Raw genomic sequence first — 23,612 nt, forward strand, 5'->3', positions numbered from 1 at the left:
GTAACGCGATGGCGTAGACACCACCTGAGTTACCCCGGAGGCCTCACCGCGTCCTCGCGACACACCGACAATCCCGCTAGTCACTTTCGTAACACGGCCTAGCAGCAGTTAGGCGTTCTCCAGCACGGTAGACCCTGCTGGAGGACGCCTAACCTGTGCTGAGGCGCGCCGGTTACGGGTTGGAGGCGCGCGCTTCCGGCGGCCGGACGCGCGGGCCCACCCGGCATACGGCGATGCGAGAATGGCCGGTATGCCGCAGCTTCGCTCCCGCACATCCACCCACGGCCGCACGATGGCGGGCGCTCGCGCCCTGTGGCGTGCGACCGGGATGACCGATGACGATTTCGGCAAGCCGATCGTGGCGATCGCCAACAGCTTCACCCAGTTCGTGCCCGGACACGTGCACCTGAAGGACATGGGCCAGCTCGTCGCCGGCGCGGTCGCCGACGCCGGCGGGGTAGGCCGTGAGTTCAACACCATCGCCGTCGACGACGGCATCGCCATGGGCCACGCGGGCATGCTCTATTCGCTGCCCTCGCGCGAGCTGATCGCCGACGCCGTCGAGTACATGGTCAACGCGCACTGCGCGGACGCCCTGGTCTGCATCTCCAACTGCGACAAGATCACGCCGGGGATGCTGCTGGCCGCTTTGCGCCTGAACATCCCGACCGTCTTCGTCTCCGGTGGCCCGATGGAGGCCGGCAAGACGGTCGCCATCGAGGGCATCGTCCACGAGAAGCTCGACCTGATCGACGCCATGATCGCCAGCTCCAATGACGCGGTCACCGACGACCAGCTCGGCGTCATCGAACGCTCCGCCTGCCCGACCTGTGGCTCCTGCTCCGGGATGTTCACGGCCAACTCGATGAACTGCCTCACCGAGGCGATCGGGCTCTCGCTGCCCGGCAACGGCTCCACCCTCGCGACGCACGCGGCGCGCAAGGACCTCTTCTTGCGCGCGGGCTCGCTCGTTGTCGACCTGTGCCGGCGCTACTACGACGGCGATGACGAGTCGGTGCTGCCGCGCAATGTCGCGAGCCATGACGCCTTCACCAATGCCTTTGCCCTCGACGTCGCCATGGGTGGGTCGACCAACACGGTCCTGCATCTGCTGGCCGCGGCGCGCGAGGCCGACCTCGAGTTCCACATGGCCGACATCGACGCGATCAGCCGGCGGGTGCCCTGCCTGGCCAAGGTCGCCCCCAACAGCCCGAAGTACCACATGGAGGATGTGCACCGGGCGGGGGGCATTCCGGCCATCCTCGGCGAGCTCGACCGGGCTGGTCTGCTCAAGCGCGAGGTCCACGCCGTGCACAGCCCGACGCTCGATAAGTGGTTGGGGGAGTGGGATATTCGCAGTGGTAGCGCGTCGGATCAGGCGCTCGAACTCTTCCACGCGGCACCCGGCGGCGTTCGCACCACAGAGGCCTTCTCCACCACCAACCGGTGGGCGAGTCTCGACACCGACGCGGCCGGCGGGTGCATCCGCGACCGCGCCAACGCCTACACCGTGGACGGTGGCCTCGCGGTGCTCACCGGCAATGTCGCCCCCGACGGGTGCGTCGTCAAGACGGCGGGCGTTCCCGAGGCCGTATGGCGCTTCACCGGCACCGCGGTCGTCTTCGAGTCCCAGGACGACGCCGTCGAGGGCATCCTCAACAAGCGGGTGCAGGCCGGGGATGTCGTGGTGATCCGCTACGAAGGTCCCAAGGGCGGGCCTGGGATGCAGGAGATGCTCTACCCGACGTCCTTTCTCAAGGGCCGCGGCCTCGGCCAGGCCTGCGCGCTCATCACCGACGGGCGCTTCTCCGGCGGCACCTCCGGACTCTCGATCGGTCACATCTCACCGGAGGCGGCCAGTGGCGGGCTGATCGCGCTCGTCGAGGACGGGGACCAGATCTCCATCGACATCCCGGGGCGGTCTATCGGCCTCGATGTCCCGGATGACGTTCTGGCAGAACGCCTTGCGAAGCAGGTGGCGCGCGAGCGCCCGTACACCCCGGTCAATCGTGACCGCCCGGTGAGCGCCGCTCTGCGGGCGTATGCCTCGATGGCGACCTCCGCTGCCGACGGTGCGGTCCGGCTCGTTCCGTGAGCCGGGCCACCCGCCCGAGGCGGTGTGGATGAGATCACGCGTCCGTTAGGTGAGACGGCTTCGGGGAGTCGTTGACGCGGCATACGGGAAGAGGCACAGTGACAGACGTGGCTTTCCTCCTCGTACTCGATAAGCGCGCATAGCTCCTGCAGCTAGCGCGCTACCCCGACGTCCGCCACCGGACCGAGGGGTTTTTTGTTGGGCAGCCACAACCGAAAACCGAAACGAGAGTGGAAGATCGAGATGACAACCACAGATAGCTCGACCGCGCGACCCGCGGCCCCGAGTCCGGCAACGATGGCCCACAAGGCCACGCCGAAGGCCCAGCCCGTCGAGTGCACGGGCGCGCAGTCCCTCGTCTTCTCCCTCGAAGCGGTCGGCGCCGACACGGTCTTCGGGATTCCCGGCGGGGCGATCCTGCCGGCATACGACCCTCTGCTGGACTCCACCAAGGTCCGGCACATCCTGGTCCGCCACGAGCAGGGCGCGGGACATGCGGCAGAGGGGTATGCCGTCGCCACCGGCCGGGTCGGTGTGTGCATGGCCACGAGCGGCCCTGGGGCCACCAACCTCGTGACGCCGATCGCCGATGCCTATATGGATTCGGTGCCGATCGTGGCCATCACCGGTCAGGTCTCCTCGGGCTCCATTGGCACGGATGCCTTCCAGGAGGCCGATATCCGCGGCATCACCATGCCGATCACGAAGCACAACTACCTCGTGACCAACCCCGACGAGATCCCGCAGGTCATCGCGGAGGCCTTCCACATCGCCGCCACCGGACGTCCCGGCCCGGTCCTCGTCGACATCTCCAAGGACGCTCTCCAGGGAAAAACCACCTTCGCGTGGCCACCGAAGATCGCGTTGCCTGGTTATCACCCGGTTCTCAAGCCACACGCCAAGCAGATCCGTGAGGCGGCGAAGCTGATCGCGGCCGCGAAGCGCCCGGTGCTGTATGTCGGCGGCGGCGTGATCCGTGCCCGCGCGAGCGAGGAACTCGCCGCCTTCGTCGCGGCGACCGGGATCCCCGTGGTCACCACCTTGATGGCCCGCGGCGCCTTCCCCGACAGCCACGAGTTGCACCTCGGTATGCCCGGTATGCACGGCTCGGTCGCTGCCGTGACCGCCCTGCAGAAGGCCGACCTGCTGATCACCCTCGGCGCCCGCTTCGACGACCGCGTCACCGGTGACCTGAAATCCTTTGCGCCAGAAGCCAAAGTCATCCACGCGGACATCGATCCCGCCGAGATCGGCAAGAACCGCGTGGCCGACGTGCCCATCGTGGGGGACTGCAAGGCGACTCTCGCCGAGTTGCTCGAGGCGGTGACCGGCCCGCACCCGGTGGACCCCACGGCATACGGGCCATGGCGCGAGCGGGCCCTGGGCTGGAAGCGCACCTTCCCCGTCGGCTACAACGCGCCGCGCTCCGATGCGCTGATGCCGCAATACGTCATCGAGCGGCTCGGCGCGATCGCCGGTCCCGAGGCGATCTATGTGCCGGGCGTGGGCCAGCACCAAATGTGGGCGGCCCAGTTCGTCCGCTACGAGCGCCCGGACTCGTTCGCCAACTCCGGCGGCCTAGGGACGATGGGCTATTCGGTGCCGGCGGCGATGGGGGCGCAGGTTGCCGCGCCGGACCGGGTCGTGTGGGCCATCGACGGCGACGGCTGCTTCCAGATGACCAACCAAGAACTCGCCACCTGCGTGATCAACAAGATCCCGATCAAGGTCGCGATCATCAACAACTCCAGCCTCGGCATGGTGCGCCAGTGGCAGTCGCTCTTCTACGGCCAGCGCTACTCCAACACCGACCTGCACACATCCGTCGGCATGCGCGTGCCGGACTTCGTCAAGCTCGCCGAGGCGTATGGCTGCGTCGGCCTACGCTGCGAATCCCCCGAGGATGTGGATGCGGTGATCACCAAGGCCATGGAGATCAACGACGTCCCGGTGGTCATCGACTTCGTTGTCGAACGCGACGCCATGGTGTGGCCGATGGTGGCCGCCGGCGTCAGCAATGACCTCATCCAGATCGCCAAAGACACTGCGCCGCAATGGGATCGCGAAGAGTCCGACGCCGAGGAGCGCGGTCTCGACGCCGACCACGACGGCATCCCGAGCGGCACCACCCGCGGCTGATCACGCAGAGCCAAGAGAATCGAAGAAAACATGACCAAGCACACCCTGTCGGTGCTCGTCGAGGACAAGCCCGGCGTGCTCGCCCGCATCTCCGCGCTCTTCTCGCGGCGCGGTTTCAACATCGACTCCCTCGCGGTCGGACCGACCGAGCACCCGGAGATCTCGCGCATCACCGTCGTCGTCGACGTCGACGCCCTGCCGCTGGAGCAGGTCACCAAGCAACTGAACAAGCTGGTCGAAGTGCTCAAGGTCGTCGAACTCGACCGCGAGTCCTCGGTGCAGCGCCAGATCGTCCTGGCCAAGATCCGCGCCGACTCATCGACCCGCAGCCAGGTCATCGAGATCGTCCAGCTCTTCCGCGGGCGCGTCGTCGATGTCACCCCCGACGCGTTGTCGATCGAAGTGACCGGCAATGCCGACAAGATCCACGACCTGCTCGCGCTCCTGGAGCCCTACGGCGTCAAGGAACTCGTCCAGTCCGGCATCGTCGCGATCGGCCGGGGCACCCGCTCGATCACCGACCGCGCCCTGCGCTCGGCCTGACTCCGGCCCACGTTTCACCACTGGACACCTCTGGCGACCCGCGGCGGCGAGACGGCCGCCGCGGGTGGCGAGCGTGCGTCATACGCTGTTCGTAAACCTCGGAACCACACGAAATCAAGGAGTGGCCCTCATGGCCGAAATGTTCTACGACGACGACGCCGACCTGTCGGTGATCCAGGGCCGCAAGGTGGCTGTCATCGGCTACGGCAGCCAGGGCCACGCGCACGCGCTGAATCTGCGCGACAGCGGCGTTGACGTCCGCGTCGGGCTCGCCGAGGGCAGCAAGTCGCGGGCCAAGGCGGAAGATGAGGGGCTGCGCGTGCTCTCGGTCGCCGACGCCGTCAAGGAAGCCGACCTGGTCGTCATCTTGACCCCGGACCAGGTCCAGCGCACCGTCTACGCCGAGCAGATCCAGCCCAACCTGCGCGAAGGTGCCGCCCTGCTTTTCGGCCACGGCTTCAACATCCGCTTCGGCTACATCATGCCTGAAGCCGGCGCCGACGTCGTCATGGTCGCGCCCAAGGGGCCCGGCCACCTGGTGCGCCGCGAATTCGTCGACGGCCGTGGCGTGCCCGTCCTCGTCGCGGTCGAGCAGGACGCGTCGGGCGCGGCGTGGGAGCTCGCCACGTCCTACGCCAAGGCGATCGGCGGCCTACGCGCCGGCGGCATCAAGACGACCTTCACCGAGGAGTGCGAGACCGACCTCTTCGGCGAGCAGGCCGTGCTCTGCGGCGGCGCATCGCAGCTGGTGATGTACGGGTTCGAGACGCTCGTCGAGGCCGGCTACCAGCCCGAGGTGGCCTACTTCGAGTGCCTGCACGAGCTGAAGCTGATAGTCGACCTGATGATCGAGGGCGGCATCGCCAAGCAACGCTGGTCGGTCTCCGACACGGCGGAGTACGGCGACTACGTCTCCGGCCCGCGGGTCATCGACCCCTCGGTCAAGACGAACATGCAGGCCGTTCTCGCCGACATCAAGAACGGCTCCTTTGCGGCCCGGTTCATCGCCGATCAGGACGCCGGTGCGCCGGAGTTCAAGGAGTTGCGCGCCAAGGGCGCCGCCCACCCGATCGAAGCGACTGGTCGGGAGTTGCGCAAGCTGATGGCCTGGGTCGACACCTCGCGCGACACCGACTACGTCGAGGGGTCGGCCGCGCGCTGACCGCCGTTGTGTTCGACGCCCGTCACCCCTCGCGGGGTGGCGGGCGTCGCTTGTGCTGGTCGTGGGGGTAACTCGGAAGTGCGGCACGGGTCGCGACCGTAGTCGGGGATGGCGCACACCTTCCATCCGCCCTCCCTCGCTGGCGCTCGGTCAGGCTCCCGCCAGACCCATCCAGTGTGCGCCACCCCCGACGACTCCCGCTGCGAGGCTCGCCCGACCGGCCCTCGCCCCCTACCGGCGAGCCGGCTGGCCCGGCTAGGTGTTCTTCGCCGCGGCCTTGGCGGCCTGCTTGAACTCGCGGACCTTGAGCAGGGATTCTTCGTCGACGACGTCGGCGACGGAGCGGAAGCTGCCGGGCTCGGCATACGGGCCGATGGCCTCGCGCCAGCCAGGCGGTTGGACGCCGAGTTGTTTGCCGAGGAGGGCAGCGAAAATCTTCGCCTTCTGCTCCCCGAAGCCGGGCAGCGCCTTCAGGCGCGCCAGCAGGTCACGCGTGTCGTTGCTCGTGGTCCAGATGCGGGCCGCATCGCCGTCGTATGCCGTGACGACCACTTGCGCGAGCGCCTGCACCCGGCCGGCCATCGAGCGGCCGTAGCGGTGGATCGCGGGCGGCGTCGCGCACAGATCGGCGAAGGCTTCCGGCTCGGCCGCAGCGATCGCCGCCGGATCCAGGGTGCCGAAGCGGTCGAGAATCTTGGCCGGTCCGGCGAATGCCCGCTCCATCGGGAACTGCTGATCCAGGAGCATCCCCACCAGGAGGCCGAAGGCATCGGTGCTGAGCACCTGGTCGGCGTGCGAATCCTGGGCGATCCTGATCTCGGGCATGCCGGCAAGGCTACCCACGCCGGACGCATTCGATTCGCGCGCGGCTGAGGAGTTCAACGCGCCATGAGTCGGCCCGGGCGGAGTTGGGGGCGCTCTACCGCCCGGGCGGGAGCGCGGCGAGGTCGAAGCCGGGCAGATAGGCGGCGAGTGCGGCTCGGGGAGAGACAGTGCCGCCGATCTGACACAGCACCCCGATGCCGCCGAGCCAGACGCGGTGGATCAGGAGGTACTCGGGTGGCAAGTTGAGCTTCATACCGACCGCCCACTCGGGCCGGCGCACGTCGTTCATCCGCAGCGTCACCGAGCGCAGCCACGCGCGGTCGAAGGTGAAGCGGTCATAGGTCAGCGGTTCGATGAACATGCCCAGGTAGGAGAGCACCGATTGCGGGTCAACCGCGATCGTCGGCTTGATGAAACCTTCGGCGCGCAGGCCGTTGACCAGCCCCTCGGCGTCGCCCGCGAGCCCCAGGGTGAGCAGCCGGCCGATGGACGTCGGCAGGCCGCCGGGCAGCCGGTTGACCGCGCCGAAGTCCAGGATCCCGAGCCGGCCGTCCGGTGTGATCCGGAAGTTTCCCGGGTGCGGGTCGGCGTGCAACTGACCTGCGCGCCCGGGCCCCACCAGCAAGAACTCCAGATAGAGCTGCGCGGCGGCGTCTCTGGTCTGCTGGTCGCCTTCGGCGATGATGCGCGAGAGCGGCACACCGTGCAGCCACTCGCCCACGAGCACCGCCGGAGTGTCGAGGACCACGTCGGGGATGGCGAAATCCGGGTCGTCGCGAAAGGCTGCCGCGAAGGCGCGCTGGTGCTCGGCTTCGAGGTGATAGTCGAGTTCCTCGCTCATCCGCGAGCGCAACTCGGCCATGATCGGCTTGATGTCGAGCCCGGGGATCCACCCCGCGGCGAGCCGGGCGACCCTCGACAGCTGCGCCAGATCGCTGAGCAGGGCCTCGCGCGCCCCGGGATATTGGATCTTGACGGCCACCTCGCGACCATCCAAGGCGACGGCCTTGTGCACCTGCCCGATCGAGGCGGCCGCCGAGGGGATGTCGTCGAATTCGCGGAAATTCGCTGTCCGCCAGCGCGGTCCGAGTTCGGCGGCCAACACGGCGTGCACCCGATCCGGCGGGAGCGGGGGAGCGGCCTCCTGCAGCTTGGTCAAGGTGGCGCGATAGGGGGCGGCCCATTCCTCGGGCATGGCGGCTTCCATGACCGAGAGAGCCTGACCGACCTTCATCGCGCCGCCCTTGAGCTCACCGAGCACGGTGAAGAGCTGCTCGGCCGTCCGGGCCTGGAACTCGGCGGCGACGGCTTCCGCCGGCCGCCCGCCGACGCGCTTGCCGAGGCCGATGGCGCCCCGCCCGGCCATCCCCAGTGGGAGCGAGGCGAGCTTGGCCGTGCGTTGCGCCGTGCGCCGCGGAAGTTCACTCACGTGTTCATTGTGCAGGTGCGCTCACGCTTTGGCGCAGCACGCCGCGCAATCCGGGTGCGCGGACCACCGGTGCTGGCGCGTGCTCGGCCACGGCGAGCCGATATCGATCGCCACACCGCGAGCGGGCGGCCGGCCGTCAAGAAAGGCGCGCGCGATGGTGGCGGCGAGGCCCGCGGCGATCGCCCCGAGGCCGTCGTCGGCCGCGGAAATCTCGCCTGCAGCGTGGATCTCGGACTGAGCGGCCAGCGTTCGCCAGGAGGGATCGCGCGCCGTGCGCCCGAGTTCGACGCACCGCAGGCAGGGACTGCCGTCAGCCAGGATCAACGGGCCGACCGTGGCCGAACGAGCGGTGACGACCACGGGCAGATGGGGGATGCGCCGCCCGAGCCACGCACGCGCCTGAGCGCCGCTGACAGGAGTCTCGGACACCAGGATGGCCAGCGACGGGTTGCGCCGCTGCCCGCGGGTGTCGTCGGGTTCGGCAAAACGCTCCACCTTGCCCACGCCGTCGGCCCGCAGCAGATCGGCAAGACGGGCGCTGGTCAGGCCACGTCCCTGCACCCAGACCCGCGCTGCGGCACGGCGCGCGGGGCGACCTTCGGCCCGGTGATCGTGGCTGCGCGCGCCCACGCCGGCGGCCTCGGCGAGTAGGTCGTGATCGCGCAGCGCTCGCAGAATCGCCGTCAGCCGGGATTCCTGCAAGCCGAGGCGGCGCCCCTCCCGCAGGGGGTCGTGCCCGCCGTCGAGCTCGCGGATCCAGCTGACCTCAGTCTCGGTCAGGCCGGTGAGCCGGATGCCGGTGCTTGGATCCAGTCCGAACTGGATGCTTCCGTCCAGCCGCGTCAGCGGCGGCAAGGACGACACGAGTCGGGGCCAGGCCTGCATGCCGCCGCCTTCCGGTCGGGGTGAGTCATCGCTTCGCCAACTCTCGCAGACCCCGCACACAACAGAAGGGGCCTTGTCCACAGCATGTGGACAACGCCCCTCCGAGGTTTTGGGCGGTCAGGCCTTCGCGAGGATGCGGTTGAGATTGGTCCCGCACTCCGGGCACTTGCCCTTGGCCATGCGGCGCCCGTTCTCCGAGATGACGATCTTGCCCTCGGCCTCACGCTTGGCCTTGCACTTGACGCAGTAGAACTCGCCCTTGTAAGTCTCGTCTGACATCAGGGTAACTCCTTAGGTGGATCATGGCTTGCTCCGCGGGGCTCGGTCGCCAGGCGGATCGCTCCACCTTAGAACACAGATCCCGCATGCGAGTGCCAGGAACGAGCGCGCCGCTGCCTGGTTTCTGGATCGACGGGCGTTGTCGGACCCCGCCTTTACAGTGCCGCTATGAGTCAGAGACACGTCGAGATCCGCCGCAGCGCCCGCCGCCGCCGCACCGTGTCGGCACGTCGGGAAGGCGACCGGATCGTCGTGCTGCTGCCGGCCGGGCTATCCAGCGCGCAGGAGAAGGAATGGGTCACGCGGATGGTGGCCAAGGTGGAAAAGGCCGGCCGAGCGCCCGCCCTGTCAGACGAGGCTCTCCTGGACCGGGCTCGGAGGCTGTCCGAGCAGTTCTTGGGCGGACGGGCGCAGCCGACCAGCGTTCGTTGGGTCGACAATCAAGAACACCGGTGGGGCTCGTGCACACCGACCACTGGCACCATCCGGGTCTCGTCCCGACTAGAGGGGATGCCGGCCGAGGTGATCGACTATGTCGTCGTCCACGAACTCACCCATCTGCTGGAGGCCAATCACGGTCCGCGCTTCTGGGCATTGGTGGGGCGCTACCCCCGGATGGACTATGCCCGCGGCTACCTCGACGGAGTCAGCCGCGGCGCCGGCTGGCAGCCGGGCGAGGAGGCCGATGACGTCGTGAACGAATGACCGTGCGACCTCGGGTTCGTCTTCCGCCGTGCGTCAGGCGAACGGGCCGACGCCGAGCGAGCCGTGTGGCCGTTTGCGCATCAGCCGCAGCCAGGCGTATGCCGTTCCCGCCCTCGCCCCGCACCGCCCGGCGGCGCCCGCGGCGTCGGGCGACGTCACCACATCGCAGCGAGGCGTATGCCGTTCCCTCAGCCGCGGCGGGCCGCCGCGGCGAGGTGGTCACGGCATACGGCAATCAGCCGAGGGACGTCCGGCGCCACATCCGGCGGGAGCGCATCGACCGGGAACCAGCCGATGTCGGTGGACTCGTCGCTGGCCAGGGGCGCCGATCCCGCCGGCGCGACGGCGAGGAAGCGGATGTCAAGGTGCTCGCTGCACGTGCCGAAGCGATTGCCCAAGGCGTGCCGGTCCAGGTCGATCGGGTCGGGCCACGGGTCGAGGCCGAAGAGGCCAGACTCCTCGGTGGCTTCGCGGCGGGCCGCGTCCCAGACGCTGGCGTCCGTGGTCTCCAGGTGTCCGCCGAACTGCAGCCAAATGCCCGCCTTGCCGTGCAGATGGAGCAAGACCCGGCTGCCGTCGGCGCTGAGCACCAGGCACGAAGCGGTGATATGGGCCGGCGGTCCGCTCTTGGCGACCGCGCTCGGGTCCTGGGCCAGGGTCGCCATGAAGCTGCGGCGCAACTGCTCCTGGGTCTGGTTCGGGGCGGACCACCGCAGCAGTACGGCCAGCACATCGTCGTAGAGGTGACGCAGGGCGGGCGGAGGGGCACCCCTCACAGCGTCTCCTCTCTGAGCAGGGCCTCCAAGGCGGCGTCGACGTCATCGCCTCCGGACGCCGTCTGCCGGCGTTCGACATAGCCGAGCACATCGTCCAGGTCGGCCCCGCTGGGCGCGAGGTCGGGGTGCGCCCAGGCACCGTCGCGCATGGCCACGCCACCGGCCGCTTCGAGGGCGGCGAAGAGATTCGCCGCGTCCCGCAGCCGGCGCGGCCGCAGCTGCAGTCCGACCAGGCTGGCAAAGGTCTTCTCGGCCGGCCCGCCGGTGGCCCGGCGTCGCCGCACCGTCTCACCGAGCGCCGCCGCGCGCGGCAGGTGGGCTGCGGCCGCCTGATCGGTGACGACGTCGACCCAGCCCTCGATGAGCGCGAGCCACGTCTCGAGCCGGACCAGCGCCGCCTGCTGGCTCCCGGTCGGCGTGGGCGAGAAGAGCTTGTCGGCGAGTTGCGCCTGCAGCGCCTCGGTGTCGGTGGGGTCCATGCCGGTCAGGGCCGATTCGATCGCGTCGGTATCGATGGCGATATCCCGGGCGTAGTCCTGCACGGCGACCAGCAGCTGCGCCTCCAGCCACGGCACGGCGCGGAAGAGCCGCATGCGCGCCGTCTCGCGCACCGCGAGATAGAGCCAGACCTCGTCCGCCTCGATCTCCAGGCCTTCGGCGAAGGCCGCGATATTGGCCGGGACCAATGCGACGACATCATCGCTGGTCAGCGGCAGAGAAACCTCGGTCCCGGTGAGGATGTCACCTGCGAGCGCACCAAGGCCCTGCCCCAGCTGCATCGAGAACATCGAGGACCCGACGCGCTCCATCATGGGCGCGATCTGACCCATCGCCGCAGCCGGGTTGGTGCCCCGAGGCAGCATCCCCGAGATCGCCTCGAAGCCGTCCCCGCTCAGCTGTGCCGTCAGCGCCGACGCGAGCGCGCGGCTGACGCCCTGGGCGACGGGGGCCACCATCTCGTGCCAGACCGGCATGGTGTCCTCGATCCACTCCGAGCGTGACCAGGCGACTCCCCGCAGGCCCGGTGCCTCCAACTCGGTGACCTGACCGAGCCAGAGATCGGCGACATGGACTGCCTCGCGCGCCAGGTCGGCCTCCCGCGCCCCCATCGACGGATCGCCTGCGGCCGCGACGACCTTGCGGGCCACGTCGGTCGCCACCGTCGACGAGACCGGCCCCTCGTCGGGACCGGCGAACATCGACTGCACCTGGGTCATCAGCCCTTCGAACTGGCCGACCGGGATACTGCCCAGCCCCATCGCGGCGAACTGCTCCACCATCTCCGGCGGCAGGTCTGCACTGCCGGTCATCCGTTTGAGGGCGTCGAGCATCTCCGGCGGCAAGCCCGAACCGGGGTCCGGGGTGGCGTCGTCGATGGGGTCGAGATCGTCGGGCACGGCTACTCCTATTTGCCCTGAGAGAATGGCTGTCACCCAAGACAACCACGCGGATGGGGCGATGCGTTCCCGTCACCGACAAGGAGTCCACGCGTATGCCCCATGAGGTTGCGTCCGAGGGCGCCGCGCGCCCGCCGGCCCGCCTCGCGCTCTGCGAGATCCGCTCGACGCCGCTCTCGGTGGACGAGGTGCTGAGCGCCATCGCCGATCCGGCCTGCGGCGGCCAGGTGCTCTTCGTCGGCCGGGTGCGCGATCACGACCACGGTCGCGGCGTCGACGGGCTGCACTACGAGGCCCACCCGGCCGCGCGCGAGCGAATGGCGGCCGTCTGCGAGCGGGTGGCCACGGCATACGACGTGCGGGCGGTCGCTGCCGTGCACCGGGCGGGCGATCTGGCGATCGGCGACATCGCCGTCGTCATCGGCGTAGCGGCGCCGCATCGCGGGGCAGCCTTCGACGCGGGCCGCGACCTGATCGACACGCTGAAGTCGACCGTGCCCATCTGGAAGCACCAGGCCTTCAGCGACGGCAGCGACGAATGGGTGGGCCTGCCGTGACCTCGGACCCGCTGCGGATCACCCGCCGCACTGCCGCCGCCTTGTGGGCGGCTTTCCTCGGCATCGCGCTCGCCGCGATCATCGCGCTGATCCCCTTGCCGTATGCCGTTCTTCGCCCCGGTCCGGCGACCAACACGCTCGGCAAGGGCAGCGACGGTAAACCCCTGGTGACCGTCGTCGGTGCACCCACCTATCCCACGACGGGCGCCCTCGACTTCACGACCGTGTCGGTCTCTGGTGGCCCCGGCCGCCGCGTCAACGCCTGGGACCTGCTCGGCGCCTACCTGAGCTCGAGCGCGGAGATCTATCGCGAGGACCAACTCTTCGCTCCCGGGACGACGTCCGAACAGGTCAAGGAGCGCAACGCCGCCGAGATGACCTCCAGCCAGGAGGAGGCGACCGCCGTCGCTCTGCGCAGCATCGGCAAGACCGTTACCACCCGGTATGCCATTGCCTCGGTCGCGGAGGGCACCCCGGCTGCCGCGGTGCTCAAGCCCGACGACATCGTCCTCGCTGTGGACGGGACGACCATCGCCAGCCTGGCCGACATCCAGCGGCTCGTCCGCGCACATACGTCCGGTCAGGAGGTGCGCCTGACCATCCGCCGAGCCGGCAAGGACCAGGATGTCAGCGCCCGGACGACGACGGTCGAGGGCGTCACCGCGCTCGGGGTGCGGATGCAGCCGGTCTACGACTATCCCTTCGAGGTCACCATCGATGCGGGCGATGTCGGCGGTCCCTCGGCCGGCACGATGTTCGCGCTCGCTGTCCGCGACATCCTCACGCCGGGAGCGATGACGGGCGGCAAGAAGATCGCCGGCACCGGCACCATCGACGACGCCGGTGAGGTCGGCCCGATCGGCGGCATCCGGCAGAAGATCGTCGGCGCCAAGGAGGCCGGCGCGACGTACTTCCTCGCCCCAGCCGACAACTGCCGCGATCTCGCGGGGGAGCAGATCGAAGGCATCACGGTCGTCCGGATCGCCACCTTCGACGACGCCGTGCACGCCGTCGATGAGATCGCTGCCGGCGGGAGCGATCTGCCGCGCTGCGGCTGAACCGGCCCTTCGACGGGGCTGAACCGGCCTCTCGAAGGGGCTGAACCGGCCCTTCGACGGGGGTCAGTCGCGCAGCGTGCCGGCCAGGGCGCCCAGCAGGCCAGCGGCGATGTCCCGCCCGGTGGCCACCATGTCGTCCGAGTCGTAGGCCCGCTGCCGCAGCACACAGGTCGAGCGCCCGTCCCGATGGACGGCGGCCAGGATGCGCACATCGCGGCGCCCCGGATGGGCCGCCAGGGCGGCGAGGGCCGCGTCCGGGTCGCCCGGGAGATCCTGTTCCGCCTCCGGCGGCACCACCACGCGCTCCACGGCCAGAGCGACCCCGGCCACGGCATCCGGCCAGGCGATACCGGCCAGCGCCCGCTGGAGATCGGGTGCCTCGAAGCCCTCCTGTTCGACGGCGCTCAGGTCCGCCTCCGCGGCGGACTCGGACTCGGCCAGGCCCAGGTGCGGCGCTGCCTCGGTCAACTCTCGGGTAGGCACCAGGGCGAACAGCCGCGGCGGCTGATCCCACCCCGCACCGGCGACGAAACGTTCGGTTTCGACGGCGACGACCTGCAGCGAATCGGGGGCTTCGGGGGACGGCATACCGACATCGTGCCGCAGGCGAGCGCCCCCGCAGTTCCGGGCTTGTCAGTTCGGGTAGGTAAGTTGCCCTCGTGAGCGATTCCGATTGGCCGACGGCCGACCAACCCGAGGAGCCCGCGCGCCCGGCCCCCCGACGGCCGGCCCAGCCGCGGGTCGCTCGCCGTGGCCCGCTGATCCCGACCCTGATCATTGTGGGCGTCATCGTCCTGCTCGCCGCCTCGCTGGCCGGCCTGTGGACCGACATCCTCTGGTATGACTCGGTCGGGTTCGCGGGCGTCTTCACCACCACCGTGCTCACCCGCATCGTCTTGGGCGTGTTGGGTTTCGTCCTCGTGGCGGGGCTGGTCTTCGCCAGTCTGCTCATCGCCTATCGGCAGCGGCCTTTTTATGTCCCGGTCACGACGAGCAACGAGAGCCTGGAGCAGTATCGCGAGGCGATCGAGCCGGTTCGCCGCGTCGCCCTCTTCGGCATTCCGGCCGTGCTGGGCATCCTCGGTGCACTGGCGGCGTCCGGGCAGTGGCGCACCTACCTGGCTTGGCGCAACCAGGTGCCCTTCGGATCCACCGACGAGCAATTCGGGCGGGACCTGTCGTTCTTCGTCTTTACGGTGCCGTGGCTGCAGGCGATGATCGGCTTCTTGACGATGTCGCTGATCGCCGCCTTCGTCGCCGCCGCCTTCACCCACTATGTCTACGGCGGCCTGCAGTTGCCTGGCCGTGGCCAGTCCACGCGGGCCGCGATCGCGCACCTCGCCGTTCTCGGCGCCGTCCTCGCCCTCGTGCGTGCGGGGGCCTATTGGGTCGACCGCTATGCCCTGGCGACCAAGCAGTCGAAGCTGATGACCGGCATCGGCTACACCGACGAGCATGCCGTGTTGCCCACCAAGCTGATCCTCACGGTCGCGTGCGTGATCGTCGCGGGCCTGTTCCTGGCGGCGATCTTCACCCAGTCGTGGCGGCTGCCGATCATCGGTGTCGGCCTGCTCGTGGTGACCTCGGTCCTCGTCGGCGGGATCTATCCGGCGATCATCCAGTCGGTGCGCGTCAACCCGTCCGAGAAGTCCCTGGAGGCCAGATACCTCCAACGCAATATCGACGCGACCCGCATGGCCTACGGACTGGACGGCGTTGAGCCGCAGGTCTACCGCGCGAAGACCGAAGCCTCCTCCGGGCAGTTGCGCAATGACAGCGCCACCGTGCCGGGCATCCGTCTGGTCGATCCGATCGTCGTTGCCCCGACCTTCCGGCAACTCCAGGCGCTGAAGAACTTCTACACCTTCCCCGATGCCCTCGACGTCGATCGCTACCAGATCGACGGCAAGGAGTCCGACATCGTCATCGGCGTGCGCGAACTCGCGCTCGGCGGCATCCCGGGTGGGCCGGGCAACTGGCTGAACGACCACACGGTCTACACCCACGGCTTCGGCCTGGTGGCCGCCTACGGCAACCGCCGCGGCGTGGACGGCCAGCCGGTCTTTGCCGTCCGCAATATCCCGCCGACCGAGACACTGGGCAAGTTCGAGCCGCGGATCTACTTCGGCGAGCAGTCGCCCGACTACTCCATCGTCGGTGGGCTGCCCGGCAAGGCCCCGCGTGAGCTCGACTATCCCGACGACGCCTCCCCTCAGGGCCAGGCGAACACGACCTATGCCGGCTCCGGCGGGGTGCCGATCGGCTCCTTCCTGCGCCAGGCCGCGTATGCCGTCAAGTACCGCGAGTTCAATTTCCTCCTTTCCGACGCCGTGGGCTCCGGCTCGAAGATCCTCGATCACCGCACGCCGCTCGAGCGGGTCCAGCGGGTCGCGCCCTGGCTCACCCTCGACGGCAACCCCTACCCGGCGGTCGTCGACGGCAAGGTGTTGTGGATCGTCGACGGCTACACGACCACGGCGAACTACCCCTACTCCGCGCTGGAGAGCCTGAGCACGGCCACCTCGGATTCCACGACAGCCAATGTCCGAAGCGTCACCGCCATCCGAGCCGGGCAGGTCAACTACGTCCGCAACTCGGTCAAGGCGACCGTGGACGCCTATGACGGCACCGTGCATCTGTATGCCTGGGACGAAGCCGATCCGTTGCTGCGCACCTGGTCACGGGCCTACCCGGGCACCGTCGAACCGCTCTCGGCGATCAGCGGATCGCTGATGTCGCACCTGCGCTACCCCGAGGACCTGTTCAAGATCCAGCGCCTGGTGCTCAGCCGCTATCACGTCACCGACGCCTTGTCCTTCTACTCCAAGCAGGACTATTGGCGGGTTCCGGACGACCCGGCGCAGAGCGATCAGAAGGTATTCCAGCCGCCGTACTACCTCACGCTGGCGATGCCCGGGCAGCCCAAACCGAGCTTCTCCTTGACGACGACCTTCATGCCTACGGGTGACCGGCAGGTGCTCTCGGGCTTCCTTGCCGTCGACGCCGATGCCGGGTCGGTCGCCGGCCAGAAGGCCCCCGGCTTCGGCACCCTGCGGTTGCTGGAGTTGCCCCGTGATTCCAATATCAAGGGCCCGGGGCAGGTCCAGAACGACATCAACTCCTCCAACGACAACAGCCCGGGCTTCTCCCTGACGCTGAGCCAGTTCCTCAACAACAACCGACAGCAGGGCTCGCGGGTCACGCTCGGCAACCTGCTGACCCTCCCCGTCGGCGGCGGACTGCTCTATGTCCAGCCGATCTATGTCTCGGCGAACACCACGTCGGCCTATCCGCTTTCGCGGGTCACGGTGGCGGCCTTCGGCGACAAGCTGGCCTGGTCCGATACCCTCACCGGCGCGCTCGACGGCCTCTTCGGCGGCACGTCCGGCGCGAGCCCCGGTGACTCCGACCCGGGCTCCGGCCCGACCCCGCCGCCCTCGGGCAGCGGCGACGATGCCGCCCTTGCCGCCGCCCTCGCGGACATGAAGAAGGCCTTCGAGGAGGGCCAGAGCGCTCTCGCCAAGGGCGACTTCACGGCATACGGCGAGGCCCAGGACCGGCTCAAGGCGGCACTGGACAAGGCCATCGCCGCCGCGCCCAAGGGCGGATCAGTGACCATCCCGAGCACACCGCCGCCCACGGCCACCTCATGACGCAGGTGAGGCGCATCGCGATTTGGAGTGCCTCACCCCGGTCACGTATGGTGGTGTCACCGACGCGGGGTGGAGCAGCTCGGTAGCTCGCCGGGCTCATAACCCGGAGGTCGCAGGTTCAAATCCTGCCCCCGCTACCACAGCGTCACTGTCAAGGCCCGGACTTCTCCCGGGCCTTGACGCATTTTCGGGCGGTTCGCCGTCCCGGCAGAAGGGTTGTCCTCGTGTCCGATCGTCAACATCGTGTCGTCATCATTGGCTCCGGCTTCGGTGGGCTCTTCGCGGCCCGCGCCCTGAAGCGCACCGATGTCCAGATCACCCTGATCAGCGACACGACCGCCCACCTCTTCCAGCCCCTGCTTTACCAGGTCGCCACCGGCATCCTGTCCGAGGGCGAGATCGCCCCGAGTACCCGTGAGGTGCTGGCCCGCCAGAAGAACGCCCGCGTGCTCCTGGGCCGGGTGGCCCGGATCGACGTCGAGCGCCGCCTCGTGACGTCCTATGTCCTCGGCGAAGAGACGGTCACCGAGTACGACTCCCTCATCGTCGCGGCAGGCGCCGGTCAGTCCTACTTCGGCAACGACCAGTACGCCGAGTTCGCCCCGGGTATGAAGAGCATCGACGACGCTCTCGAACTGCGCGGTCGCATCTTTGGTGCTTTCGAACTGGCCGAGCTCGCCGACGACCCGGCGGTCCGCGAGCGTCTGCAGACCTTCGTCGTCGTCGGTGCCGGACCCACGGGTGTAGAGATGGCCGGCCAGATCTCCGAGCTGTCACGCCGCACGCTCAAGCACCAGTTCCGCAGCATCGACCCGGCGACCTCGCGCATCCTCCTGCTCGACGCGGCTCCTCAGGTGCTGCCCAGCTTCGGCAGTCACCTCGGTGGGCGCGCGCAATCCCGACTCGAGGGCATGGGCGTCGAGGTCCTTCTCGGCACTAAGGTTGTCGGTGTGGACGCCGACGGCGTCGACATCGAGGACGCCGCCGGCCGCCGCCGCATCGAGGCGGCGACCAAGGTCTGGGCGGCAGGTGTCCAGGCGTCGCCGCTGGCCAAAGTCCTCGCGGAGCAGACCGGTGCCGACCTCGACCGCGCCGGCCGGATCGCCGTGCGCGACGACCTGACGCTGCCCGGCCACCCCGAGATCTATGTCGTCGGCGATATGGCCACCCTCAAGGGCTATCCGGGTGTCGCACAGGTGGCCATCCAGGGCGGACGGTATGCCGCGGCCCGCATCCGCGAGCGCCTCACCGGACCAGCGGACCCGGCGCCCTTCGCCTACAAGGACAAGGGCTCGATGGCCACCATCTCGCGCTTCAGTGCGGTGGCGAGCATCGGCAACCTGCGCTTCTCCGGGTTCATTGCCTGGGTGCTCTGGCTGGCCATCCACCTCGTCTACATCATCGGCTTCAAGTCGCGGATCACCACCCTCCTGCACTGGGCGATCAGCTTCGTCGGCCGTGGCCGCTCCGAGCGGGTCGCCACCATGCAGCAGGTCCTCGCGCGCAACATCATCGACGAGATCGGCCACAAATACCCCGACGCATCGCCCGCTCCCAGCGCGCCCGACGCTCCCGGCTCGGGCGAGCCGGGAGCGTCGGGGTTGCGGGCCGGCTGACGTCAACCGATCGCGGCGCCAGAACGCTAACGGGGCACTTTCGGCAGCAGCCAGGTGGCGTAACCGGCCAGCACGATCATCATGACGATCACGCCGGCCAGCGCACGGCCGTCGAGGCGGTCGCCGGTGCAATAGGCCGTCAGGTCGTAGACCAGGTGCCAGGCCACGCCGATCCACAGGCTGCGCGTCAGCGCGACGAGAGCGCCGAGCACCACTCCCACCTCGGCGGCGAAGACCGCCTGCAGGAGCAGATAGAGCCCGGACTTGCCGGAGCCGGCATTGGCCAGGTGCAGGGCGCCGAAGAGGCAGGCGCCCGTGACGACCGCGCGCCGGTCACCGAGCCCGCGCAGCGCCGCAAGGACCAGCCCGCGGAACCACACCTCCTCGTTGATGCCCACGCACACAGTGAGCACGAGATAGGCGAGAGCCGTGGCCCTCGTCACCTCGAAGTCCGAGGTCGTGGCCACGGCGATCGGCGCGATCAGCAGGGGCAGCCCGAAGCCGATGCGCCGCATACCGATCGGCGCGCGCCAGCCGTATGCCGCGAGGCCGGGTCGCGAGCGCGCCATCACCGTCAGGCCCACGAGGGCGGAGACCGCGACGAAGCCCGTGAGGGTCCAGATCGTCGCCTCATCGCCGAGCCGGCGTTGCGCGGCGAACCCCGCGCCGACGGCGGTCAGGATCAGCCCGCCAACACTCAGGACCAGACCCCAGACCGTCGGATGGCTGGTGCGCCAGATCGCCGGCATGCCGCGCGGCTCGTCCCGCCGATTGGAAGGGGGTGTGTGGACAGGTGCTGAGATCGGCGTGGACATCGGTCGTCCTTTCGTTGTTGCGTGAAAAGCGCTGCCAGTCAAGGTCTTCCACCGTGGTGGTGCGCACCGGGTGAGCACAGGGTGTCCACGCCGGCATACTCGAGACAAGGCTTCGGGCCTGGCGCATCGGCGCCTGTCCGGTGACAGCCAGTGAGTGCCGTTAAGTAGATTGACCGCATGGCGGCGGGGCTCGAGCACCGAGACGGTGAGCGCGGCATCGGGCCGGTCGCCCTCAGTGACGATGCCGAGCGCCTCTACCTGGCGTTGGTCGCGCACGATGGCGACTTCACTCCGGCTCGACGCGAGGCCGGAACAGGCTGGTCCGACGCCCTCGATGAGTTGGTGGCTCTGCATCTCGTCCGGCTGACGGGGCAGGAGGAGCGTTGCGAGGTGCGCAGCCCGGGCGAAGCGGCCGAAGCCGCGGTCGCGGCGGGGGAGCAAACGGCATACGCCACGCTGCGGCAGGCGCCGCCATCCGGGAGCGACTGCGCGATCTGGCGCCGCACTACCGCCGCATGGTGCGCGCCTCCACGACCGAGATCCTCACCGGTTCGGAGGCGATCAATGCCCGGATCGGCGAAATCCTGCCGCTCGTCCGGGCGACCGTGGCGTCGGCCCACCCGACCCTCGGCAACGCCGAGCGCCTCGAAGCGTCCCTGGCGACCGGCCTGATCACCGACCCGGCCGTCGTCGCGCTCCTGCACGACATCTTCGGTTTCCTGTGGGAGCGGGGCCGGCCGGTTGCGGCCCCGGCGGACGAGGGGACGTTGCCCGGTGATCTCGAGGTCGCCCTCCTGCGCGAACTGGCCGCCGGCCGGACCGACGACGCCATCGCCCGCCGCCTGGGCATGTCCACGCGGAGCCTGAGCCGGCAACTGTCCGCCCTGCTGGATTCCCATGGCGTCCAGACCCGCTTCCAACTGGGCCTGGTGGCGGCCCGGGCCGACCTGGTCGATGCGACCGAGTAGTGAAACGTCCACGGGCCGGCACCCCCACGAGTAGGTAATCGCTTCGGCTTAGGGTGACCCCCATGCCTCTGGACTATCCGATCCACGAACGCACCCTGGCCAACGGCCTGCGCATCGTGGTCTCCCCGGATCACAGCGTGCCGACCGTCACCGTCAACCTCTGGGTCGGTGTCGGGTCGCGTCACGAGGTGGCCGGGCGCACGGGCTTCGCGCATCTCTTCGAGCACCTGATGTTCCAGGGGTCGCGCCAGGTCGCCAGTGGCGAGCACTTCTCCGCCCTGATGGCCCAGGGCGGGCGGCTGAATGCCACCACCTGGTTCGACCGCACCAACTATTTCGAGACCATCCCGGTCGGCGCCCTCGACCTCGCGCTCTGGCTCGAGGCGGACCGCCACGGCTACCTGCTCGACGCCGTCAACCAGGCCAATCTCGACAACCAACGCGATGTGGTGAAGGAGGAGAAGCGCCAGCGCTACGACAACGTCCCCTACGGCAATGTCATGCGCGACATCTACGCCACCCTCTTCCCCGAGGGCCATCCCTACCACCACCCGACCATCGGGTCGATGGCCGATCTCGATGCCGCGAGCGTGGCCGATGTGCATGCCTTCTTCGAGGCCCACTACCGGCCCGACAACACCCTGATCACGCTCGTCGGCGACATCACGCCCGAGGACGGTTTCGCCAAGGTCGAGCGCTACTTCGGCGCCCTCCCCGCGCGCCCCGGCGCGGCGCGTCCCGTGCTCGGGCAACTGCCGCCCCTGGCTGAGCCGGTGCGCCTTGATGTGGTCGGCGAGGTCCCCAACGACCGCCTGCACTTCGCCTTCCGGCTCCCGGTCGAGAATGACCAGGACTTCCTGGCCGCCGACCTCGCCCTCGAAGCCCTCGGCGGGCTGGCCATCTCCCGGCTCGTGCGCCGGCTCGTTCGCGAGGACCAGGTCGCCAACTCGGTCCAGGCGCACGCGATGGGGTTCGTCGACGGCGTCTCCCTCGGGCTGATCGCCATCGACGTGGCCGAGGGCGCCCGCGCAACCGAGGTCGAGGAGGCCCTCCTGGAGGAGTTGCGCCGCTTCCTTCAGGACGGGCCGAGCCCGGCCGAAATGGAAGCCGCCCTCGCCCAGTCCGAGCGCTCCTGGCTCACCGCGCTCGCCGCCCAGGACGAGCGCGCCGATCTGATCAGCCATTACGGCCTGCTCCACAACGACCCGGGCTTCGTCAACACCCTGCTCGATCGCCTGGCCGCGGTCAGCGCGGCCGACGTCACGCGCGTCGCCCGCCAATGGCTCGCCCCGTCCGCGCGGGCCGTCGTCTCCTATCTGACTCCCGAGAAGGCCCAGGCCGCCTGATGACCACCGCACCGATCGCTCGTCCCGAGGTCACGGCCCCGGGCCGCTGGGAGTTTCCGACGCCCACCACCACGCGCCTGGCCAATGGCCTGACCGTCCACATGTACGACGTGCCCGGCCAGTATGTCGTGGCCGCCCGCCTCATCGTCCCGCTCAGTGTGCGTTGGGAGCCGCGCGAAAAGGAGGGAGTGATCTCGCTGCTCTCGCGCCTGCTCGACGAAGGGACCGAGCAGCATACGACCGAGGAGTTCACCGAACTGCTCGAGCGACGCGGCATCGCTTTGGGCGCGGGCCTAAGCGACGGGGGCCTGCATGTCGATCTCGATGTGCCGGCCCGCAACCTGCCCGCGGCCTTGGAGCTGATGTGTGCGGCGATCGCCACCCCCAGCTTCCCCGAGAAGCAGGTCGGCCGGCTTGTGCGTACCCGGCTCGCCGAGATCGAGCAGGAGCGTGCCTCGGCACCGCACCGCGCCGCCAAAGAACTCGCCGCGACCTATTTCGACGCGAGCGAGCGCGCCAGCCGGCCCACGGCGGGCACGATCGAGACCGTCAAGGGCCTGACCCGCGCTGACGTCGCGGACTTCCATCGTGCCCACATCGGGCCGACCCACGCGACGCTGGTGCTGGCCGGAGATTTCGGCGACACCGATGTTTCGGCGCTCGTCGCCGACGCTTTCGGCGCGTGGGCACCGCTGCCGCGGCCGGTCGAGCCCGAGCCACGCCCGGCGCTCCGCGCGCCGGACGCGGTGCGCATTGTGCTGGTGGATCGGCCCGGTTCGGTGCAGAGCGAGATCACGGTTGCCGGCCCGGGGCCAGATCGCCATGTCGAGCCCGCCTGGGCGGCCTATCCGGTCCTCGGCTTTGTCGTCGGCGGCTCGCCCAACGCCCGCGTCGACGCGGTTCTGCGGGAGGAGAAGGGCTACACCTACGGCATGCGTGCCTCATTCCGGCCACGCCGGGCGGGCGGACTCTTCGTGACCGCTGGGTCGGTTCGCACGGAGGTGACGGCCGATGCATTGACGCTCCTGCTGGGCATCCTCGACGACGCCCGGGCGGGGTTCAGCCAGGCCGAATGCCGAGATGGCGTCGACTTCATCCGCAACACGGCACCGGGCCGCTACGCCACGGCCGACGCCGTCGCCGAGGAGGCGGCGGCACTCGTGCTCGACGGCCTGGACCTCGACTTCACCACCACCAATCTCGACCGGATGGCGGCCCTGACGCCCGAGGACCTGACGCAGGCCTACGGCCGGTTCGTCACGGGGGAGTGGACCATCATCGTGGTCGGCGACGCCACGGCATACGCCGATCAGTTGGGGACCCTGGGGCGCGGCCAGGTGACGGTCGTCGCGAACTGACCGCGC

General features: G+C 69.3%; 21 protein-coding genes and 1 tRNA gene. 13 read left to right on the forward strand and 9 right to left on the reverse strand.

Features of this window, described 5'->3' with window-relative positions; all coding sequences use genetic code 11:
* The first annotated feature begins 250 nt into the window (after positions 1-250).
* The 4 genes from ilvD (at position 251) to ilvC (ending at position 5,939) form a co-directional block, all read left to right on the forward strand.
* On the forward strand, positions 251-2,095 hold the full coding sequence (gene ilvD / locus ABD209_RS10745) for a dihydroxy-acid dehydratase (RefSeq protein WP_344065934.1): 1,845 nt from the start codon (positions 251-253) through the stop codon (positions 2,093-2,095).
* A 243-nt stretch (positions 2,096-2,338) separates the two neighbouring features.
* Positions 2,339-4,234 (forward strand): acetolactate synthase large subunit, encoded by a 1,896-nt coding sequence (locus tag ABD209_RS10750; RefSeq protein ID WP_344065936.1) that lies wholly within the window; start codon positions 2,339-2,341, stop codon positions 4,232-4,234.
* A 30-nt stretch (positions 4,235-4,264) separates the two neighbouring features.
* On the forward strand, positions 4,265-4,777 hold the full coding sequence (gene ilvN / locus ABD209_RS10755; RefSeq protein WP_324386041.1) for an acetolactate synthase small subunit: 513 nt from the start codon (positions 4,265-4,267) through the stop codon (positions 4,775-4,777).
* Between the two features lie 130 nt (positions 4,778-4,907).
* Entirely contained in the window at positions 4,908-5,939 is a 1,032-nt protein-coding gene (gene ilvC, locus ABD209_RS10760; RefSeq protein WP_344065940.1) for a ketol-acid reductoisomerase, read from the forward strand.
* 255 nt (positions 5,940-6,194) lie between these two features.
* Here the strand turns inward: ilvC and ABD209_RS10765 are convergent, their stop codons facing one another.
* From ABD209_RS10765 to ABD209_RS10780, 4 genes are all read right to left on the reverse strand, one after another.
* On the reverse strand, positions 6,195-6,764 hold the full coding sequence (locus ABD209_RS10765) for an HhH-GPD-type base excision DNA repair protein (protein WP_324386039.1): 570 nt from the start codon (positions 6,762-6,764) through the stop codon (positions 6,195-6,197).
* A 94-nt stretch (positions 6,765-6,858) separates the two neighbouring features.
* Positions 6,859-8,193, reverse strand: a complete 1,335-nt coding sequence (locus ABD209_RS10770) for an ABC1 kinase family protein (RefSeq protein ID WP_344065943.1) — start codon at positions 8,191-8,193, stop codon at positions 6,859-6,861.
* Between the two features lie 21 nt (positions 8,194-8,214).
* Positions 8,215-9,078 carry a hypothetical protein gene (locus ABD209_RS10775; RefSeq protein ID WP_344065947.1) on the reverse strand — a complete coding sequence of 288 codons (864 nt, stop codon included), beginning with the start codon at positions 9,076-9,078 and terminating at the stop codon, positions 8,215-8,217.
* 117 nt (positions 9,079-9,195) lie between these two features.
* On the reverse strand, positions 9,196-9,357 hold the full coding sequence (locus ABD209_RS10780; protein WP_324386036.1) for a DUF5679 domain-containing protein: 162 nt from the start codon (positions 9,355-9,357) through the stop codon (positions 9,196-9,198).
* Positions 9,358-9,525: 168 nt separating this feature from the next.
* Here ABD209_RS10780 and ABD209_RS10785 point away from each other — a divergent pair, with 168 nt between their 5' ends.
* Positions 9,526-10,062 (forward strand): M48 metallopeptidase family protein, encoded by a 537-nt coding sequence (locus tag ABD209_RS10785; RefSeq protein WP_344065950.1) that lies wholly within the window; start codon positions 9,526-9,528, stop codon positions 10,060-10,062.
* Positions 10,063-10,095: 33 nt separating this feature from the next.
* On the opposite strand, the gene ABD209_RS10790 is transcribed toward ABD209_RS10785, so the two are convergent.
* The 3 genes from ABD209_RS10790 to ABD209_RS10800 are packed head-to-tail and all read right to left on the reverse strand — an operon-like array spanning position 10,096 to position 12,235.
* On the reverse strand, positions 10,096-10,221 hold the full coding sequence (locus ABD209_RS10790) for a hypothetical protein (protein ID WP_344065953.1): 126 nt from the start codon (positions 10,219-10,221) through the stop codon (positions 10,096-10,098).
* 29 nt (positions 10,222-10,250) lie between these two features.
* Positions 10,251-10,838 carry an NUDIX hydrolase gene (locus ABD209_RS10795; RefSeq protein WP_344065956.1) on the reverse strand — a complete coding sequence of 196 codons (588 nt, stop codon included), beginning with the start codon at positions 10,836-10,838 and terminating at the stop codon, positions 10,251-10,253.
* Positions 10,835-12,235, reverse strand: a complete 1,401-nt coding sequence (locus tag ABD209_RS10800; protein ID WP_344065959.1) for a zinc-dependent metalloprotease — start codon at positions 12,233-12,235, stop codon at positions 10,835-10,837. The genes ABD209_RS10795 and ABD209_RS10800 overlap by 4 nt, the downstream gene beginning before the upstream one ends.
* A 95-nt stretch (positions 12,236-12,330) precedes the next feature.
* On the opposite strand from ABD209_RS10800, the gene ABD209_RS10805 reads away from it, so the two are divergent.
* Together ABD209_RS10805 and ABD209_RS10810 are read left to right on the forward strand one after the other, a co-directional pair.
* A complete protein-coding gene (locus tag ABD209_RS10805) occupies positions 12,331-12,792 on the forward strand; it encodes a molybdenum cofactor biosynthesis protein MoaE (RefSeq protein ID WP_324385620.1) in 462 nt (153 codons plus the stop codon).
* Positions 12,789-13,850 carry a YlbL family protein gene (locus ABD209_RS10810; protein WP_344065963.1) on the forward strand — a complete coding sequence of 354 codons (1,062 nt, stop codon included), beginning with the start codon at positions 12,789-12,791 and terminating at the stop codon, positions 13,848-13,850. The genes ABD209_RS10805 and ABD209_RS10810 overlap by 4 nt, the downstream gene beginning before the upstream one ends.
* A gap of 63 nt (positions 13,851-13,913) precedes the next feature.
* On the opposite strand, the gene ABD209_RS10815 is transcribed toward ABD209_RS10810, so the two are convergent.
* A complete protein-coding gene (locus ABD209_RS10815) occupies positions 13,914-14,438 on the reverse strand; it encodes a PPA1309 family protein (RefSeq protein WP_324385622.1) in 525 nt (174 codons plus the stop codon).
* A gap of 71 nt (positions 14,439-14,509) precedes the next feature.
* On the opposite strand from ABD209_RS10815, the gene ABD209_RS10820 reads away from it, so the two are divergent.
* The 3 genes from ABD209_RS10820 to ABD209_RS10830 all read left to right on the forward strand — a co-directional run bounded on the left by ABD209_RS10820 (position 14,510) and on the right by ABD209_RS10830 (position 19,119).
* Positions 14,510-17,503, forward strand: a complete 2,994-nt coding sequence (locus ABD209_RS10820) for a UPF0182 family membrane protein (RefSeq protein ID WP_344065966.1) — start codon at positions 14,510-14,512, stop codon at positions 17,501-17,503.
* A 63-nt stretch (positions 17,504-17,566) separates the two neighbouring features.
* Positions 17,567-17,643, forward strand: a tRNA-Met gene (locus ABD209_RS10825).
* A gap of 84 nt (positions 17,644-17,727) precedes the next feature.
* Entirely contained in the window at positions 17,728-19,119 is a 1,392-nt protein-coding gene (locus ABD209_RS10830; RefSeq protein WP_324385624.1) for an NAD(P)/FAD-dependent oxidoreductase, read from the forward strand.
* Positions 19,120-19,145: 26 nt separating this feature from the next.
* On the opposite strand, the gene ABD209_RS10835 is transcribed toward ABD209_RS10830, so the two are convergent.
* On the reverse strand, positions 19,146-19,934 hold the full coding sequence (locus tag ABD209_RS10835; protein ID WP_344065970.1) for a CPBP family intramembrane glutamic endopeptidase: 789 nt from the start codon (positions 19,932-19,934) through the stop codon (positions 19,146-19,148).
* A gap of 383 nt (positions 19,935-20,317) precedes the next feature.
* On the opposite strand from ABD209_RS10835, the gene ABD209_RS10840 reads away from it, so the two are divergent.
* The 3 genes from ABD209_RS10840 (at position 20,318) to ABD209_RS10850 (ending at position 23,606) form a co-directional block, all read left to right on the forward strand.
* Positions 20,318-20,902: a hypothetical protein gene (locus tag ABD209_RS10840; protein WP_344065973.1), complete on the forward strand. Its 585-nt coding sequence runs from the start codon at positions 20,318-20,320 to the stop codon at positions 20,900-20,902.
* Between the two features lie 62 nt (positions 20,903-20,964).
* Positions 20,965-22,248, forward strand: a complete 1,284-nt coding sequence (locus tag ABD209_RS10845; protein WP_344065975.1) for a M16 family metallopeptidase — start codon at positions 20,965-20,967, stop codon at positions 22,246-22,248.
* Positions 22,248-23,606 (forward strand): M16 family metallopeptidase, encoded by a 1,359-nt coding sequence (locus ABD209_RS10850; protein WP_344065979.1) that lies wholly within the window; start codon positions 22,248-22,250, stop codon positions 23,604-23,606. Before ABD209_RS10845 ends, ABD209_RS10850 begins: the two co-directional genes overlap by 1 nt.
* Positions 23,607-23,612 lie beyond the last annotated feature (6 nt).

This window comes from Nostocoides vanveenii (assembly GCF_039531165.1).
Taxonomy (GTDB): Bacteria; Actinomycetota; Actinomycetes; order Actinomycetales; family Dermatophilaceae; genus Nostocoides_A; species Nostocoides_A vanveenii.

Coding starts and splice junctions, on each gene's coding strand:
- ilvD (WP_344065934.1), top strand. CDS start 251: ATGCCGCAGCTTCGCTCCCGCACATCCACCCACGGCCGCACGATGGCG.
- ABD209_RS10750 (WP_344065936.1), top strand. CDS start 2,339: ATGACAACCACAGATAGCTCGACCGCGCGACCCGCGGCCCCGAGTCCG.
- ilvN (WP_324386041.1), top strand. CDS start 4,265: ATGACCAAGCACACCCTGTCGGTGCTCGTCGAGGACAAGCCCGGCGTG.
- ilvC (WP_344065940.1), top strand. CDS start 4,908: ATGGCCGAAATGTTCTACGACGACGACGCCGACCTGTCGGTGATCCAG.
- ABD209_RS10765 (WP_324386039.1), bottom strand. CDS start 6,764: ATGCCCGAGATCAGGATCGCCCAGGATTCGCACGCCGACCAGGTGCTC.
- ABD209_RS10775 (WP_344065947.1), bottom strand. CDS start 9,078: ATGCAGGCCTGGCCCCGACTCGTGTCGTCCTTGCCGCCGCTGACGCGG.
- ABD209_RS10780 (WP_324386036.1), bottom strand. CDS start 9,357: ATGTCAGACGAGACTTACAAGGGCGAGTTCTACTGCGTCAAGTGCAAG.
- ABD209_RS10785 (WP_344065950.1), top strand. CDS start 9,526: ATGAGTCAGAGACACGTCGAGATCCGCCGCAGCGCCCGCCGCCGCCGC.
- ABD209_RS10805 (WP_324385620.1), top strand. CDS start 12,331: ATGCCCCATGAGGTTGCGTCCGAGGGCGCCGCGCGCCCGCCGGCCCGC.
- ABD209_RS10815 (WP_324385622.1), bottom strand. CDS start 14,438: ATGCCGTCCCCCGAAGCCCCCGATTCGCTGCAGGTCGTCGCCGTCGAA.
- ABD209_RS10835 (WP_344065970.1), bottom strand. CDS start 19,934: ATGTCCACGCCGATCTCAGCACCTGTCCACACACCCCCTTCCAATCGG.
- ABD209_RS10845 (WP_344065975.1), top strand. CDS start 20,965: ATGCCTCTGGACTATCCGATCCACGAACGCACCCTGGCCAACGGCCTG.
- ABD209_RS10850 (WP_344065979.1), top strand. CDS start 22,248: ATGACCACCGCACCGATCGCTCGTCCCGAGGTCACGGCCCCGGGCCGC.